The organism is Mangrovimonas sp. sgz306409, from assembly GCF_059735265.1.
The window spans coordinates 142,824-158,695 of the sequence record NZ_JCAPEU010000001.1 but is presented as its reverse complement, the minus strand read 5'-3'; the positions used below and the strand labels follow the sequence as shown (position 1 = coordinate 158,695).

At 39.1% G+C, this 15,872-nt stretch carries 12 protein-coding genes; 8 read left to right on the top strand and 4 right to left on the bottom strand.

The features are described from left to right. Nucleotides 1-58: 58 nt before the first annotated feature. From AC6I5C_RS00730 to AC6I5C_RS00710, 5 genes are all read left to right on the top strand, one after another. Complete coding sequence (locus AC6I5C_RS00730) at nucleotides 59-1,228, top strand: alpha/beta hydrolase-fold protein (RefSeq protein WP_076662898.1); 1,170 nt, start codon at nucleotides 59-61, stop codon at nucleotides 1,226-1,228. A 111-nt stretch (nucleotides 1,229-1,339) separates the two neighbouring features. After that, nucleotides 1,340-2,701, top strand: a complete 1,362-nt coding sequence (gene radA / locus AC6I5C_RS00725) for a DNA repair protein RadA (RefSeq protein WP_497903476.1) — start codon at nucleotides 1,340-1,342, stop codon at nucleotides 2,699-2,701. 93 nt (nucleotides 2,702-2,794) lie between these two features. Then, on the top strand, nucleotides 2,795-6,199 hold the full coding sequence (gene ileS, locus AC6I5C_RS00720) for an isoleucine--tRNA ligase (RefSeq protein ID WP_497903475.1): 3,405 nt from the start codon (nucleotides 2,795-2,797) through the stop codon (nucleotides 6,197-6,199). 4 nt (nucleotides 6,200-6,203) lie between these two features. Then, entirely contained in the window at nucleotides 6,204-6,587 is a 384-nt protein-coding gene (locus AC6I5C_RS00715; RefSeq protein WP_497903474.1) for a TraR/DksA family transcriptional regulator, read from the top strand. A 139-nt stretch (nucleotides 6,588-6,726) separates the two neighbouring features. Continuing rightward, the gene (locus AC6I5C_RS00710; RefSeq protein WP_497903473.1) at nucleotides 6,727-7,422 is read left to right on the top strand and encodes a lipoprotein signal peptidase; all 696 of its coding nucleotides are present in this window, start codon (nucleotides 6,727-6,729) and stop codon (nucleotides 7,420-7,422) included. Here AC6I5C_RS00710 and AC6I5C_RS00705 read toward each other — a convergent pair. From AC6I5C_RS00705 to AC6I5C_RS00690, 4 genes are read right to left on the bottom strand one after another with little or no spacing between them, the layout of a single operon-like run. Beyond that, nucleotides 7,404-7,973: a 5-formyltetrahydrofolate cyclo-ligase gene (locus tag AC6I5C_RS00705; RefSeq protein WP_497903472.1), complete on the bottom strand. Its 570-nt coding sequence runs from the start codon at nucleotides 7,971-7,973 to the stop codon at nucleotides 7,404-7,406. The genes AC6I5C_RS00710 and AC6I5C_RS00705 overlap by 19 nt on opposite strands. Beyond that, on the bottom strand, nucleotides 7,942-8,943 hold the full coding sequence (locus tag AC6I5C_RS00700; RefSeq protein WP_497903471.1) for a succinylglutamate desuccinylase/aspartoacylase family protein: 1,002 nt from the start codon (nucleotides 8,941-8,943) through the stop codon (nucleotides 7,942-7,944). Before AC6I5C_RS00700 ends, AC6I5C_RS00705 begins: the two co-directional genes overlap by 32 nt. Further along, nucleotides 8,944-9,816, bottom strand: a complete 873-nt coding sequence (gene rimK, locus AC6I5C_RS00695; RefSeq protein ID WP_497903470.1) for a 30S ribosomal protein S6--L-glutamate ligase — start codon at nucleotides 9,814-9,816, stop codon at nucleotides 8,944-8,946. Beyond that, on the bottom strand, nucleotides 9,813-10,241 hold the full coding sequence (locus AC6I5C_RS00690; protein ID WP_497903469.1) for an ATP-dependent zinc protease family protein: 429 nt from the start codon (nucleotides 10,239-10,241) through the stop codon (nucleotides 9,813-9,815). The genes rimK and AC6I5C_RS00690 overlap by 4 nt, the downstream gene beginning before the upstream one ends. 126 nt (nucleotides 10,242-10,367) lie before the next feature. On the opposite strand from AC6I5C_RS00690, the gene uvrC reads away from it, so the two are divergent. The 3 genes from uvrC (at nucleotide 10,368) to AC6I5C_RS00675 (ending at nucleotide 15,872) form a co-directional block, all read left to right on the top strand. Next, nucleotides 10,368-12,161, top strand: a complete 1,794-nt coding sequence (gene uvrC / locus AC6I5C_RS00685; RefSeq protein WP_497903954.1) for an excinuclease ABC subunit UvrC — start codon at nucleotides 10,368-10,370, stop codon at nucleotides 12,159-12,161. Next, entirely contained in the window at nucleotides 12,158-14,410 is a 2,253-nt protein-coding gene (locus AC6I5C_RS00680) for a patatin-like phospholipase family protein (protein WP_497903468.1), read from the top strand. The genes uvrC and AC6I5C_RS00680 overlap by 4 nt, the downstream gene beginning before the upstream one ends. A gap of 301 nt (nucleotides 14,411-14,711) precedes the next feature. Beyond that, nucleotides 14,712-15,872 (top strand): homogentisate 1,2-dioxygenase, encoded by a 1,161-nt coding sequence (locus AC6I5C_RS00675; protein WP_497903467.1) that lies wholly within the window; start codon nucleotides 14,712-14,714, stop codon nucleotides 15,870-15,872.

Sequence of the window (15,872 nt, the reverse complement as noted above, 5' to 3'; positions counted from 1 at the left end):
TTAGCAGGTTAACTATTTTTTTGGTATGTTTACTATCCTAATCCAAACCTACTAAACGATGAATAGAAATCTACTTTTTGTCTTAGCACTACTTTCCTTTAGTGTTAGTTTTGCTCAGGTTACCCGAGAAAAGTTTGAATCTAGAAAGCTAAATACTACTCGTGAAATAAAAATCAAACTTCCAGCAGGTTACGATCCAAGTTCCCCTTTAAAACACCCGGTTATTGTGGTTTTTGATGGGGATTATCTTTTTGAAGCCGTTGCTGGACAGGTGGCTTTTCAAACTTATTTCGATGAAATGCCCAAGTCTATCATCGTTGGAATCGAGCAAGGTAAGCAGAGATTTTACGATAGTTACCATGATGAAGTAACTGGAATGCCAATTGAATCTGGAGAGAGATTCTATAGATTCGTGTCAGAAGAATTGTTGCCATACATTGATAGCAAGTACAATACTAGTAAGTTTAGAGTGGCCGTTGGTCATAACGTGATGGGGAACTTTATCAACTCATTCTTGTTGAGTTCAGATCCAATGTTTCATGCCTATGTAAATTTAAGTCCTGATTTTAAGGGCGAAATGAAGGAAAATGTGGTGAGCCGTTTGAAGTGGATTGACGAGGAAATTTTTTATTACATGGTTACCAGTGATCATGATTTAGCCCCATTAAAGGATAATATTCGTGAGGTGAATGCTAACCTTCAAGGAGCAAAAAACAATTCATTGACTTATTATTTTGACGAGTTCAAAGGAGATACACATTATATGTTGGTAACGGGAGGTATCTCTAAGGCTTTGGATAAAATATTCGAATTGTATAAGCCTTTGGATGAAAAGGAGCTTAAAGAAAAAGTATTCCCTTATGAAGGAACTTTGGATGATTACATTGTAGATCGCTACAAAAGAATTGAAGAACTTTTTGGAATTTATAAGCCTATTACCGAAGAAGAATTTGAAAAAATTGTGGCTGTAGCAGAGCAACGCGAGGATGTGGAATCATTGGAGAAAATTGGGAAATTAGCCGATAAGCAGGATCCTAATTCCTCTTTGGGAACTTATTATTTAGCATTGTATGCCGAAAAAATGGGGAAAACCAAAAAGGCGGTTAAGTTGTATGAAACGGCTTTACAGTTGAATGACATGGCGCATATAGACAAAGATTTTATCTTGTCAAAAGTGGAAGATTTAAAGTTTGTGGCAGAAGAAGTAGAGGAGGAAGGAGAAGATTAAAAATATAGAAACCAATACCAATCACTCAATTATGTACAGTCCCCAATACCTTGTGTTGGGGATTGTTTTTTTGCGGAGATTTATTCCTTATTTTAGCCTAAATTTCTAGAGATGGCCAAGGTAAAAACTACGTTTTATTGTCAGAATTGTGGAAGCCAGTATTCAAAATGGCAGGGGCAGTGTACTGCTTGTAAGGAGTGGAACACCATAGCAGAAGAGGTGCTTCAAACTCCTGAAAAGAGTGATTGGAAATCACCTGCTTCAGCTTCGGTAAAACGTACGGCAAAACCGTTGCTTATCAATGAAATTGACGCTTCACAAGACGCTCGGATTGATGTTGTTGATTTGGAGTTCAATCGGGTATTGGGAGGTGGCTTGGTGCCTGGATCCTTAACGCTTTTGGGAGGGGAACCTGGAATTGGGAAAAGTACATTGTTATTGCAAATGGCCTTGCGATTGCCTTATAAAACACTTTATGTCTCTGGAGAGGAAAGCCAAAAGCAGATAAAAATGCGTGCCGAACGCATCAATCCAGTCGCTAGTAATTGCTATATTTTAACTGAAACCAAAACTCAAAATATCTTCAAACAGATCGAAGATTTGCAACCGGATGTTGTGGTGGTTGATTCCATTCAAACACTTCATAGTGATTATATAGAATCTTCTGCAGGAAGTATTTCCCAAATTAAGGAATGCACAACTGAGCTCATCAAATTTGCTAAAGAAACTGCTACCCCAGTGATTCTTGTTGGACATATTACCAAAGATGGACATATTGCTGGCCCTAAAATTTTGGAGCATATGGTAGATACCGTGTTGCAGTTTGAAGGGGACCGAAACCATGTATTTAGAATTTTGCGGGCCAATAAAAACCGTTTTGGATCCACTAACGAATTGGGGATTTATGAAATGCAGGGAGCAGGTTTAAGGGAGGTTAGTAATCCATCGGAAATTCTTATTTCTAGAAAGGATGATGAACTCTCTGGGAATGCAGTCGCAGCTACTTTGGAAGGGATGCGTCCTTTGATGATCGAAGTTCAGGCTTTGGTAAGTACTGCGGTTTATGGGACGCCACAGCGTAGTGCCACGGGGTTTAATGCTAAACGTCTCAATATGTTATTGGCGGTCTTGGAAAAGCGCGCCGGTTTTAGGTTGGGAGCCAAAGACGTGTTCTTAAATATTACGGGAGGCATTACGGTTGACGACCCGGCAATCGATCTAGCTGTAGTAGCAGCCATTTTGTCTTCAAACGAAGATGAAGCGTTGCCAAAAGACTACTGTTTTGCGGCCGAAGTTGGTCTTTCCGGTGAAATTAGACCGGTGCAACGCGTGGAACAACGCATTCTTGAAGCAGAGAAACTAGGATTTTCTACCATTTTCGTATCGAAATACAATAAAATTTCACTGAAAAAAACAGCTATTAAAATTCAGTTACTTTCCAAAATCGAAGATTTGGTGGGCTTTATTGTGTAAGTGGTATTTTCAAAGTCGCCATTTTCCTCCAAATAGCACGGCTATTTCTCTAAAAATCATTAATTTCGCAGGTCCAAAAGAATTAATGACAATATGAGTACGAAATTCCCTGAATATAAAGGTCTTGACTTACCTAAAGTAGCCGATGAAATGTTGGCCTACTGGAAAGAACATTCCATTTTTGAAAAAAGTGTCACGTCTCGAGACAACGCAAAACCTTTTGTGTTTTTTGAAGGGCCTCCGTCGGCAAATGGTCTTCCTGGAGTACACCACGTTTTGGCACGTGCCATCAAGGATATCTTTCCTCGCTACAAAACCATGAAAGGGTTTCAGGTAAAAAGAAAGGCTGGATGGGATACTCATGGATTGCCAATCGAGTTAGGTGTTGAAAAGGAATTGGGAATTACCAAAGAGGATATTGGAAAAACTATTTCAGTAGAAGATTATAATGCAGCTTGTCGTAAGGCGGTTATGCGTTACACGGATGTGTGGAACGACCTTACCGAAAAAATGGGGTACTGGGTGGATATGGATGCCCCTTACATCACCTACGAGCCAAAATACATGGAAAGCGTATGGTGGTTGTTGAAAGAAATCTATAATAAGAATTTATTATACAAAGGCTACACAATTCAGCCATATTCTCCAAAGGCAGGAACAGGTTTGAGTTCTCATGAGCTGAATCAGCCGGGGACCTATCAGGATGTAACGGACACCACAATCGTAGCCCAATTTAAAGCTAAAGCAGAGTCATTACCTGAGTTTTTGCAAAACGAAGGAGATATTCACTTCATGGCTTGGACGACTACTCCTTGGACTTTGCCAAGTAACACGGCTTTAACCGTTGGACCAAAAATTGACTATGTGTTGATTGAAACGTTTAATCAATACACTTTTGAACCAATCAAAGTGATTCTTGGAAAACCGTTGGTTGGAAAACAGTTCGCAGGGAAGTACATAGTTGCCGAATCTCAAGCAGACATTGCTAATTATTCAAAAGAAAATAAAAAGATTCCTTATCGTGTGATTAAGGAATTTAAGGGCGCAGATTTAGTAGGGATTAGCTATGAGCAATTATTGCCTTACGCGTTGCCACATAACAATCCTGAGAATGCCTTTAGAGTGATTTCGGGAGATTTCGTGACCACGGAAGATGGTACTGGAATTGTACACACCGCGCCAACTTTTGGTGCCGATGATGCCATGGTAGCTAAACAAGCGACTCCAGAAGTGCCGCCAATGTTGGTGATGGACGAGCAAGGAAATTTGGTGCCGTTGGTGGACTTACAAGGGAAGTTCAGACCAGAAATGGGTGAGCATGCTGGGAAATATGTAAAGAATGAATATTATGCCGATGGTGAAGCGCCTGAGCGTTCTGTTGATGTTGAGATTGCTATTCGTTTAAAAGAAGAGAACAAAGCCTTTAAGGTTGAAAAATACAAACACAGCTACCCTAATTGTTGGAGAACTGATAAACCAATCTTGTACTATCCTTTGGATTCCTGGTTTATCAAGGTGACCGATGTGAAGGAGCGTATGTTTGAATTGAACGAAACCATCAACTGGAAGCCTAAAGCTACTGGAACAGGACGTTTCGGGAATTGGTTGGCAAATGCTAATGACTGGAACCTGTCACGTTCTCGCTATTGGGGAATTCCATTGCCAATTTGGAGAACTGAAGATGGCAAGGAAGAAATCTGTATTGGTTCCGTAGAAGAATTAAAAGCCGAAATGCAACGTTCTATTGAAGCAGGTGTTTTGGCTGAAGATATTTTTAAGGATTTTGAAGTTGGTAATAATGACGATGCTAACTACGCAAAATTAGACTTGCACAAAAACATTGTGGATCAAATCACTTTGGTGTCGGCTTCAGGGAAACCTATGAAGCGCGAAAGCGATTTGATAGATGTTTGGTTTGATTCGGGTTCTATGCCGTATGCACAGTGGCACTATCCTTTTGAAAACAAAGAGAAAATTGATGCCCATACGTCATTCCCTGCCGATTTCATCGCGGAAGGAGTAGACCAAACACGTGGATGGTTTTACACGCTTCATGCCATTGCAACTATGGTGTTTGATTCGGTGGCTTATAAGAATGTAGTGTCCAATGGACTTGTGTTGGATAAGAACGGTCAAAAAATGTCCAAACGTTTAGGGAATGCCGTGGATCCGTTTGAAACTTTGGCCAATTATGGTCCAGATGCCACACGTTGGTACATGATTTCCAATGCCAATCCTTGGGACAATTTGAAATTTGACATTGAAGGAGTAGAAGAGGTAAAACGTAAATTCTTCGGAACACTTTACAACACCTATTCGTTCTTCACTTTATATACCAATTTGGACAACTTCACCTATAGTGAAGCTGATATTCCATTGGAAGAAAGGCCAGAGATTGATCGTTGGATTTTATCTGAATTACACACATTGATTCAAAAGGTTGATGAGTACTATGCCGAATACGAACCTACAAAAGCGGCCAGAGCAATTTCAGACTTTACACAGGATTACTTGAGTAACTGGTATGTGCGTTTAAGTAGAAGACGTTTCTGGAAAGGCGATTACCAATCCGATAAGATTTCGGCTTACCAAACATTGTACACCTGTATGGTAACCTTGGCGAAACTTGGAGCGCCGATTGCGCCATTCTACATGGATAAAATTTACCAGGACTTAACAAAAGTGACACAAAAAGAAAACTTTGAAAGTGTACATTTGGCGGAGTTCCCTGTTAGTGATCCAGCTTTTATAGATAAGGAATTGGAGCGTAAAATGGAGAGTGCACAAACTATTTCATCTTTGGTCTTGTCATTACGTGCCAAGGAAAAGATAAAAGTGCGTCAACCGTTGCAAAAGATCATGGTTCCTGTGAACAGCGAGCAACAAAAAACTGAGATTTTGGCGGTTGCAGACTTGATTACTTCGGAAGTGAATGTAAAGGAAATCGAAGTTTTGGAAGATGCTTCTGAGATTTTGGTGAAGCAGATCAAGCCAAATTTCAAGGTTTTAGGTCCTCGTTTTGGAAAAGATATGAAATCCATCGCTCAGATAATCAGTGGATTTACGTCTGAGGATATAAAAAATATGGAGCAAACAGGGGAGGTAAATGTTGAAATTAATGGAAAAAGTATTACATTAGAACGTTCTGATGTGGAAATTACCTCACAAGATATCGAAGGTTGGCTTGTAGCAAACGAAGGTGCTTTAACAGTTGCACTGGATGTTACAATCAATGATGAATTGAAAAAAGAGGGTATCGCCAGAGAGTTGGTAAACAGAATACAAAACCTTAGAAAAGATTCAGGATTTGAGCTTACCGACAGGATTGCAGTCCACTTGCAAAATGATGAACAGATTAGTAATGCGGTAAAACAAAATATTGACTATATAAAAACAGAGACGTTAACAGATCAATTGGAAATTTTAGACATTGTAACCGATGGGATTGAGATAGCCTTTGATGATGTAAATACCAAACTGTTTATTGAAAAATTATAAGATTATGGCAGTAGAAACTAACAACAGGTATTCCGATAGGGATTTGGCAGAGTTTAAAGTATTGATTCTAGATAAAATTGAAAAGGCCGAACATGATTTAGCACTTTTGAAAAGTGCGTACATGAACGACCTTAATAATGGAACCGATGATACTTCGCCGACATTTAAGGCTTTTGAAGAAGGTAGCGAAACCATGAGTAAGGAAGCGAACTCTCAATTGGCCATCAGACAGGAGAAATTTATCCGAGACTTAAAAAATGCCCTTATTAGAGTTGAGAACAAAACTTATGGTATTTGTCGTGTAACGGGCAAGTTGATCAGTAAGGAGCGCCTTAAGTTAGTGCCGCACGCTACATTAAGTATTGAGGCAAAAAACATGCAACAATAAACTAAATTTATATTTTTAGAATAACGCCCTGTATATACAGGGCGTTTGTTTTTTGTCTTCTTTCTAGGATGTTCAAAATTGATTAAGTGTTCACAATCAATTTATAAATCCTATTTTTGTGTTTCATCAATTCTAATCCATGTCATTAAAAAAAGCATTCCTCTTAATTATTTTAATATTGCTTGCCGATCAAATAAGCAAACTATACATTAAAACCCATTTTGAACTTAGGGATCGTATAGAGGTGTTTGAATGGTTTCATATTGCATTTGTGGAAAATGACGGGATGGCCTGGGGAACTAAAATCAGTGATTTTGCCTCGTTTATTTCAGATAAAACAGCTAAGTTGAGTTTAACACTGTTTAGAATTGTGGCTGTTTTTGGTATTGGCTATTGGTTGGTGTCTTCCATCCAAAAGAAAGCTTCCAAAACCTTAATTTGGGCCGTAGCCTTGATTTTTGCAGGTGCCTTGGGCAATATTATCGATTCGGTTTTTTATGGCGTCATCTTTAGCGATAGCATCAATAAGGTGGCCACTTTTCTGCCTGTTGAAGGGGGTTACGCCAGTTTGTTTCATGGCAACGTTGTGGATATGCTCCATTTTCCTATTTATAGTGGAATTTATCCAGAATGGTTTCCTTTTGTGGGAGGTAAAAGCTTTTCTTTTTTTGAACCTGTGTTTAATATTGCCGATATGGCCATTAGTACGGGAATAGGCATTCTCATTGTCTTCAACAAAAAAGCGTTCCCGAAATCTTCAGATGAATTGGAAGTTTTGGATGTAGAAAAAGAAGTAGAAAAGGAAAAGGACGCGACTCAGCTAGAAAATGTATAGATGTTTTTTGGTGTAACGCAATAGTCTAAACGAATGTCTGCTTCATGCATGTCGTCGAATGAAGGTTCTGCCTCAAAAAATGACAGTCCAATTTTTAGTGCATCAGGTTTACAGTTGGCCAAAAACCGATCGTAAAACCCTTTTCCGTAGCCAATTCTTTGTCCGTTATCGTCAAAAGCCAATAAAGGGATAAATACCACGTCCAGCTTGTCATTGGTAATTTCAATGCCGTCCTGAGGTTCAGGAATACCGTATGAGTTCACTTTTATTACAGTGTTGTCTGTCAATAAAAAGTTGGTCATAGTACCCGACTTGAAATCGCTTTTTGAAATAACAATGTTTTTATCTTTTCCAGAAAGAATGTTCAGTATGAAATCGGTTTGGATTTCTTTCTTCGATGCAATGCTCAAAAAAAGATGATAGAAAGAATAGTTCCAAATATCCATCTTCAATAACTGATTGGCAATTTCTATGCTCAATTGGTCAATATCATCCTCCGAAAGCGCCTCTCTCTTGGATTTATATAGGGTTCTTAATTCTTGTTTGGTCATTTTTTAATTTGGTACTAATATGGAATAGGGCGTCACCCTGATAGACGATAGGCAATTCATTCACATTAATAACATAGCCTGAATAAATGGCTTTTACAAAATGGTTGAATTTGCCATAGGGATCTGTAATGTTCCCAATAATATCGCCTTTGGTCACTTTTGTGTTTAAGGCGATGGAAGGTTTGAACATTCCTGAATAGTTGGCGCGCTGCCAACTGCTGTCCAAAATTGTGACTGTTTGCGTTTTTGGCTTGGATACCTTGAATTTAGTAGATAACATCCCTAAATGGTGTAGCACGCGTTTTACGCCATTAACCCCAGTATTGGTAATATTGATATCTATATGGGTAGATTTTCCGCCTTCAAACAACAAAATTGGCTTTCCTAGCTTGCTGCAAGTATTTCTGAAGGACTTTTTGATGTTTTTGGTATATAATATAAAGGGCGCTCCAAATGCATTGGCCAACTCGTCCAATTGAGGATTGTTTTTGGTAATGCGTATTTGAGGTGCATTAAACCTTCCGGCTCCACCTGTATGGAAATCCATGATGAAATCTACATCAGGAATTACTTCACTAACCAATTTGTGAGCAACACGACTTGCTAAAGAGCCTTTTTTAGTGCCAGGAAAAACGCGGTTTAAATCCCTGCCATCAGGGAATTCACGTTTCAGGGTGATAAACCCAAAAACATTGATAATAGGAATGCAAATAATGGTTCCGCATTTAGGTTTGTTAATGCCTTTGGCGATAATCTGCCTAATGATTTCCACACCATTCACTTCATCTCCATGGATGCCAGCCGTAAAAAGTACAACTGGCCCCGGTTTTTTGGAGCGTTCAATGATAACGGGCACATCGATGCTGGAAGTGGTATGCAGATTGGCCACCCCAAAATTCAATTCACAACGCTCACCCGCTTTAATGTCTTTGCCAAGTATGGAAATGATTGTTTTTTGGGTGTAGGTCATCTATCGGTTCCTTTCTATATAAGTTATGATGGCGCGGGCAATATTTTTTCCAGTGGCTTTTTCAATGCCTTCCAATCCTGGGGTAGAGTTCACCTCCAATAATAGAGGTCCTCTGGCCGACTGTAACATATCAACACCGCAAACAGGGAGTTTCAACGCTTTTGAGGCTTGCATAGCTAACTTAAGTTCGGCATCGTTAAGTTTGATAATTTGAGCGGTTCCTCCACGGTGTAAGTTGGATCTGAATTCACCCTCCTTTCCTTGGCGTTTCATGGCGCCAACTACCTGTCCGTCTACCACCAAAGCTCTAATATCGGCCCCTTTGGCTTCCTTGATAAATTCTTGAACAATTACTCTGGCCTGTAACCCATTGAAAGCTTCCAAAACAGATTCAGCTGCGCTTTTTGTTTCAGCCAAAACAACACCTAAACCTTGAGTGCCTTCAAGTAGCTTGATGATTACAGGAGTTCCGCCGACGTGTTCAATAACTTCTTCAACATCTCTAGAATAGTTTGTGAATACCGTCTTTGGCATGCCGATTCCGGCTTTGCTCAAGCGCTGTAAACTGCGCAGTTTGTCCCGTGAGCGTTGAATAGCGTCTGAGGTTACAATGGTGAACACGTTCATCATTTCAAATTGACGTACCACCGCACAACCGTAAAAGGTAACAGAGGCGCCAATCCTTGGGATAATGGCATCTACATAATCCAAATAGCGGTCTTTGTAAAAGATGGTAGGTTTTTCCTTTTCAATAATGATGTCACATTTCAGGGGGTCTATCACTTCAACCTGATGCCCTCTTTTTCGGCCCTCTTCAATAAGCCGTTGGGTAGAATATAAATAAGAATTTCTAGATAGAATTACTATGTTCATGCGCGTTTACTGGCGTTAAAAGATACGTTCTTCTGGTCTACATCAACGAGAAATTTTTTGCTTAAAAACTGTCTGCCAATAAGAACTGGAAATTTCATGTCGTCTCTGGTGCTTAAAGTTAAGTTAATCTTATAGGTTTTACCAAAAAATATGACATCGGTTTTAATTTTAAATCTGTTTTCCTTGGAACCGTTACTACTCTTTACATTGGTTCTTGAATAGGAATTAAAGCTCACCTCGACACCGCTAAAGTTTGGATGGCCGTCACTGTGAAATGTACAGATCAGGCTGTTGTTTTTTTCGATGATTTTTGAGCAATGTATGGCAGAAGTATAGGCGCCAGTGTCTACCTTAACATCAACTTCAAATAGTTGTAGTTCAGGGAAATCAATCTTGTCTATGCGGCCAATGGTTTGTGTTTTCATTGCTGAATATAAATGTACGAAGTTAGTGAATTACTGATTTCAAAATTAGCTTTGCCAAGATAATTTTTAGGGCAATTAACATTTTGGCTGCCGATTGAAAACCATGAAAATAGTTACCTTTGAATGATGAGCCAAACTTCACTTGAAATTCAGTTGCAAACCTTGCCCAATCAGCCGGGAGTCTACCAATATTACGACGCTGAGGGGAAGATTTTATATGTTGGGAAAGCAAAGAACCTTAAAAAGAGAGTCAGTTCTTATTTTACGAAACAGCATGATTATGGGAAGACCCGAGTACTGGTGAAAAAGATTGCTAGTATCAAACATATTGTGGTAGATACAGAGACCGATGCTTTGCTGTTGGAAAATAACCTGATTAAAAAGTACCAGCCCAAATACAATGTGATGCTCAAGGATGATAAATCTTATCCTTGGATTTGTATCAAGAAGGAGCGTTTTCCAAGAGTGTTTTCAACTCGCAGGGTAATCAAAGATGGTTCAGAATATTTTGGGCCTTATACCAGCATGAAAACGGTATCTACTTTGTTGGAATTAATTAGGGGCTTATTTCAATTAAGAACCTGTAATTACGATTTAGCTGAAGAAAAAATTGAAGCCGACAAATACAAGGTGTGTTTAGAATACCATTTGGGAAATTGCAAAGGGCCATGTGAAGGTTATGAAACCGAAGAAGAATACCATGCCAATATCGCTTCGATAAAAGAGATTTTAAAAGGGAATTTTAAGGACTCGCTGTCTCATTTTAAAAAGCAAATGCAGGCTTTGGCGCAAGATATGAAGTTTGAAGAGGCACAGAAAATAAAGGAGAAGATTGAAGTGCTGGAGAACTATCAGGCAAAATCTACAGTTGTCAATCCAAAAATCAGTAATGTAGATGTGTTTTCAATAGTGAGCGATGAAGGCTATGGGTATGTCAATTTTCTTCAGTTATCCTACGGTTCAATCATTCGGTCCCATACTTTGGAAATCAAAAAGAAATTGGAAGAAACCGACAAGGAGCTTTTGGAGTTGGCCGTAACCGAGCTTCGGCAACGCTTCAATTCCAATTCCAAAGAAATCTTTGTCCCCTTCAAAATTGATATTGGAGAAACTATAAAAGTAACGGTTCCTAAGTTGGGAGATAAAAAACATATTTTGGATCTATCCATCAGAAATGCCAAGTATTACCGAATGGAGCGTTTCAAACAAGTTAAAATCACAGATCCCGATAGACATGCCAACCGCATCATGGCACAAATGAAGGCCGATTTGAGATTGCATGAAGAACCACGGCACATAGAATGTTTTGATAACTCCAATATTCAAGGGACCAACCCTGTGGCTGCTTGTGTGGTGTTTAAAAACGGCAAGCCAAGTAAAAAGGATTATCGCCATTTCAATATAAAAACGGTAGAAGGTCCAGATGATTTTGCTTCTATGGAAGAGGTGGTTCACAGACGTTACAAAAGGCTTTTGGACGAAGGGCAGCCACTGCCTCAATTAATCATTATTGATGGAGGAAAAGGACAGTTGTCTTCGGCACTTAATAGTTTGGAAATCTTAGGTTTACGCGGAAAAATTGCAATCATCGGAATTGCGAAGCGTTTGGAAGAATTATTTTACCCAGAAGATCCAATTCCCTTATATTTAGATAAAAAAAGCGAAACCCTAAAAGTCATTCAACAATTACGAAACGAAGCGCATCGCTTTGGGATAGAGCATCATAGAAATAGAAGAAGTAAAAATGCCCTTAACACGGAGCTGGAAACCATTCCGGGCATTGGGGAGAAAACCATAGTGGAGTTGATGACCCACTTTAAATCGGTAAAACGGATTTCCCAAGCTTCTCTAGAGGATCTCACTTCGGTAGTTGGACCTTCCAAGGCACAGAAAATAAAGGCCTATTATGTAAACAAATGAAACACTTTCTAGCCATCATTGCCATTTGCCTATTGTTTGCGGGAGTTGGGTTTGCTCAAGAAACCCCTGCAAAGGATTCTTTGAAAATAGGTTTGGTGTTGAGTGGTGGAGGGGCTAAGGGATTTGCCCATATTGGTGTGCTAAAAGTATTAGATAGTATTGGACTTAAGGTAGATTATATAGCCGGTTCCAGTATGGGAGCCATTGTAGGATCCTTGTATGCCTCGGGGTATTCGGCAAAGCAGTTGGATTCCATTTTTGGAAGCGTCAATTTTGATGAGGTCATCACCGATTATTTGCCTAGGGAATCTAAAACTTTCTATGAGCGGGACAATTCAGAGAAATATGCCGTGACCTTACCGTTTAATAAATTCAAGTTGAAGTTGCCCTCGGCCATTTCCTCAGGGCAAAATGTCTATAATTTATTGACTTATTTAACACTTCCTGTGAGCGATGTCAAGGAATTTGATAAGTTGCCAATCCCTTTTTTTTGTACAGCTACCGATGTGGAAACAGGAAAGGCTGTCTATTTAGAAAAGGGTAATTTGGCGCAGTCGGTTACGGCCAGTGGTGCATTTCCGTCCTTGTTTCAACCGGTAGTTATAAATGATGAGTTGTTAATAGATGGGGGAGTGACCAATAACTACCCTATTGATGAGTTGAAGGCTAAAGGTATGGATGTGATAATAGGGGTAGATGTTCAGGATGATTTAGCAACTAGGGAGGAACTGACTTCTGCGCCTGATATTTTACTGCAGATTAATAATTACAGGACCATTAATGACATGGTTTGGAAATCGGATAAAACTGATATTTACATCAAACCTGATATCAAGGATTTTTCGGTGATCTCGTTTAGTGAAGGGCAGCGAATTGTGAAAAATGGAGAGAGTGCGGCAAGGGAGCAACTTGGCCCTCTTGTTGAACTGGCCAAAAAAGTAGGGGCTTCATATAGATCTACTGCAAAGTCCTTGAAAAGTCCAGATAGTATAAGGATTAATTCCATCAAGATTAAAGGGTATCAAAAGTACACTAGAGCTTATGTTTTGGGAAAATTGAAGCTTAAAAGTAACACCACTGTGAATTATACCGAATTTAGTAGAGGTGTGAATAATTTGATGGCAACCAATAATTTTGACACTTTTGAGTACCGGTTTCAGAAATCAAACGGTATAGAAGGCTATGATTTGTTAGCAACTATTAAGGAAAATGAAACTACAACCTTTTTCCGTTTGGGATTGCATTATGATGAGCTTTATAAAAGTGCCGCCATAGTGAACCTTACTCGAAAGCGGGCCCTTTTTGATAATGATGTACTGTCTTTTGATGTGGTTCTAGGCGATAATATTCGCTATAACTTGGACTATTTTATTGATAGAGGATTTTATTGGAGTGTGGGATTACGGACGCGATTCAATCAATTTGATAGAGATGTCAATTCACAATTAATATTTCGGACTTTTGAGGAAGAAGTCAGTAATGTCAATAAGGTTGATGTGGATCTTCGGGATTTTAGTTCGCAATTTTATGTACAGACCTTGTTCCGAAAGGATTTTGCCTTGATTGCAGGGGCAGAGCATAAGCATCTAAGGATAACTTCTCAAACCTTGGTAAATCAGTTTAGTACTAACAGTGACGATGATTATTTGTTTGAAAACACTGATTATTTAAGTGTTTATGGTAATATTAAATTGGATACGTATAGCAGTCGATATTTTCCCAAAAAAGGCTTCTACTTTAATGGTGATATCCATTGGTATTTCTATGCTTCTAGTTTTAATGAGAATTTTGAGCCTTTTTCCATTGCTAAGGCGGATATTGGTTATGCCTTTAAGATAGCGAATGGCCTATCCATGACTATTTTGGAGCAGGGAGGATTCAAAATAGGAGAAAACACAACTAACTCGATGGATTTCGGATTGGGCGGCTATGCCAATAATTTCATAAATAATTTCGTTTCCTTTTATGGCTACGATTTTATGTCAATTACTGGGAATAGCTTTGTGAAAAGTACATTTACCTTGGATTATGAGTTTTTTAAAAAGAACCATTTTTTGCTAGCCGCTAACATTGGCAATGTAGAAGATAATATTTTTGAAACAGGCGAATGGTTAACTACTCCAGACTATACAGGCTTTGCTGTAGGGTATTCTTTTGAGACCTTTTTAGGGCCTATTGAAGCCAAATATACGTGGTCGCCAGATACCAAAAGAGACTATTGGTTCTTCAATCTAGGGTTCTGGTTTTAGTGGTATAAAATTTGACTTAATGCTCTGAGGATGTAAGCTCTTCATGATTTATTAAAAATCTACAAAAATTTTACGATATTTGCAGAAGACCGTGTGGTTTTAAGAGAAAACTATAAGGTTGCAAAACGCTCCTGATAAATATTAAACAAGAATTTTAAGTGACACATTTTTGGACAGGTTTATTGGCGCATCTTCATTTTCTTATCAAGAGAAATCCTGAGTAAGTAGGCGTTTTGTGCCTTCTGCGCAAGCGGCAATGCTGTTTGTTACTTTTTACTTTCAACTTAAAAAATTATTAACAATGCCTTTTTATCATAAACTAGGGAAAATACCCCCAAAACGTCATATACAATTCCGAAAGCCAGATGGAAGTTTGTATAGCGAGCAGCTTTTTGGGACTATAGGTTTTGATGGGATGTCCACCAACTCCTATCACGAACAACGACCAACTCAGGTCAAAGCTATTCAAAATCAATATAGCGTGGCTCCAAAGATTGCTAGGGAAAACAACATGCAATCCTATCGTTTTAGAGGGTTTCAAGTGAAGCCGGAAAACGATTATTTGGAAAGCAGAAAAACAGTGTTGACCAATAGTGACTGTAGTATTATTTTGGCGGCTCCAAAACAATCCACTACCGATTATTTCTATAAGAATACCGATGCAGATGAATTGATTTTCATCCATAAGGGAACAGGGAAATTGCGCACGCATCTCGGGAATCTTGACTTTAAATACGGAGACTATCTGTTGGTGCCAAGAGGCATTATCTATAAAATAGATTTTGATACGGAAGATAACCGCTTGTTCATTGTAGAGTCACGTCGTCCTATTTACACGCCTAAGCGTTACCGTAACTGGTTTGGGCAATTGTTGGAGCATTCACCTTTCTGTGAACGTGATATTAGGCGTCCTGAAGAATTGGAAACCTACAATGAATCGGGAGACTTTTTGATCAAAGTGAAAAAGCAGGATGATATGTTTGATATGGTCTATGCCTCACATCCATTTGATGTGGTTGGTTATGATGGCTATTGCTATCCGTACGCTTTTTCAATCCATGATTTTGAACCTATAACCGGACGTATCCACCAGCCGCCACCGGTGCACCAAACTTTTGAGACCGATGCTTTTGTGGTGTGCAGTTTTGTGCCACGTTTGTATGATTATCATCCAGAAAGTATTCCTGCGCCATACAACCATAGCAATATTGATAGCGATGAGGTGCTGTATTATGTGGATGGTGATTTTATGAGTAGAAATGATATTGCTGCGGGGCATATTTCATTGCATCCAGCGGGGATTCCTCATGGACCACATCCGGGAGCAACCGAACGTAGTATCGGGAAGGAAAAAACAGATGAATTGGCCGTTATGGTAGATACCTTTAAGCCGTTGAAAGTAACAGAAGAAGCATTAAAAATAGCAGACGAAGATTATTTTAAATCTTGGTTGGAACACTAA

Excerpts from the sequence above, each read along its gene's own strand:
- AC6I5C_RS00700 (WP_497903471.1), bottom strand. The coding sequence starts at position 8,943 with ATGACCTACACCCAAAAAACAATCATTTCCATACTTGGCAAAGACATT.
- AC6I5C_RS00680 (WP_497903468.1), top strand. The coding sequence starts at position 12,158 with ATGAAACACTTTCTAGCCATCATTGCCATTTGCCTATTGTTTGCGGGA.
- radA (WP_497903476.1), top strand. The coding sequence starts at position 1,340 with ATGGCCAAGGTAAAAACTACGTTTTATTGTCAGAATTGTGGAAGCCAG.
- ileS (WP_497903475.1), top strand. The coding sequence starts at position 2,795 with ATGAGTACGAAATTCCCTGAATATAAAGGTCTTGACTTACCTAAAGTA.
- AC6I5C_RS00710 (WP_497903473.1), top strand. The coding sequence starts at position 6,727 with ATGTCATTAAAAAAAGCATTCCTCTTAATTATTTTAATATTGCTTGCC.
- AC6I5C_RS00730 (WP_076662898.1), top strand. The coding sequence starts at position 59 with ATGAATAGAAATCTACTTTTTGTCTTAGCACTACTTTCCTTTAGTGTT.
- AC6I5C_RS00675 (WP_497903467.1), top strand. The coding sequence starts at position 14,712 with ATGCCTTTTTATCATAAACTAGGGAAAATACCCCCAAAACGTCATATA.
- uvrC (WP_497903954.1), top strand. The coding sequence starts at position 10,368 with ATGAGCCAAACTTCACTTGAAATTCAGTTGCAAACCTTGCCCAATCAG.
- AC6I5C_RS00715 (WP_497903474.1), top strand. The coding sequence starts at position 6,204 with ATGGCAGTAGAAACTAACAACAGGTATTCCGATAGGGATTTGGCAGAG.
- rimK (WP_497903470.1), bottom strand. The coding sequence starts at position 9,816 with ATGAACATAGTAATTCTATCTAGAAATTCTTATTTATATTCTACCCAA.
- AC6I5C_RS00705 (WP_497903472.1), bottom strand. The coding sequence starts at position 7,973 with ATGACCAAACAAGAATTAAGAACCCTATATAAATCCAAGAGAGAGGCG.
- AC6I5C_RS00690 (WP_497903469.1), bottom strand. The coding sequence starts at position 10,241 with ATGAAAACACAAACCATTGGCCGCATAGACAAGATTGATTTCCCTGAA.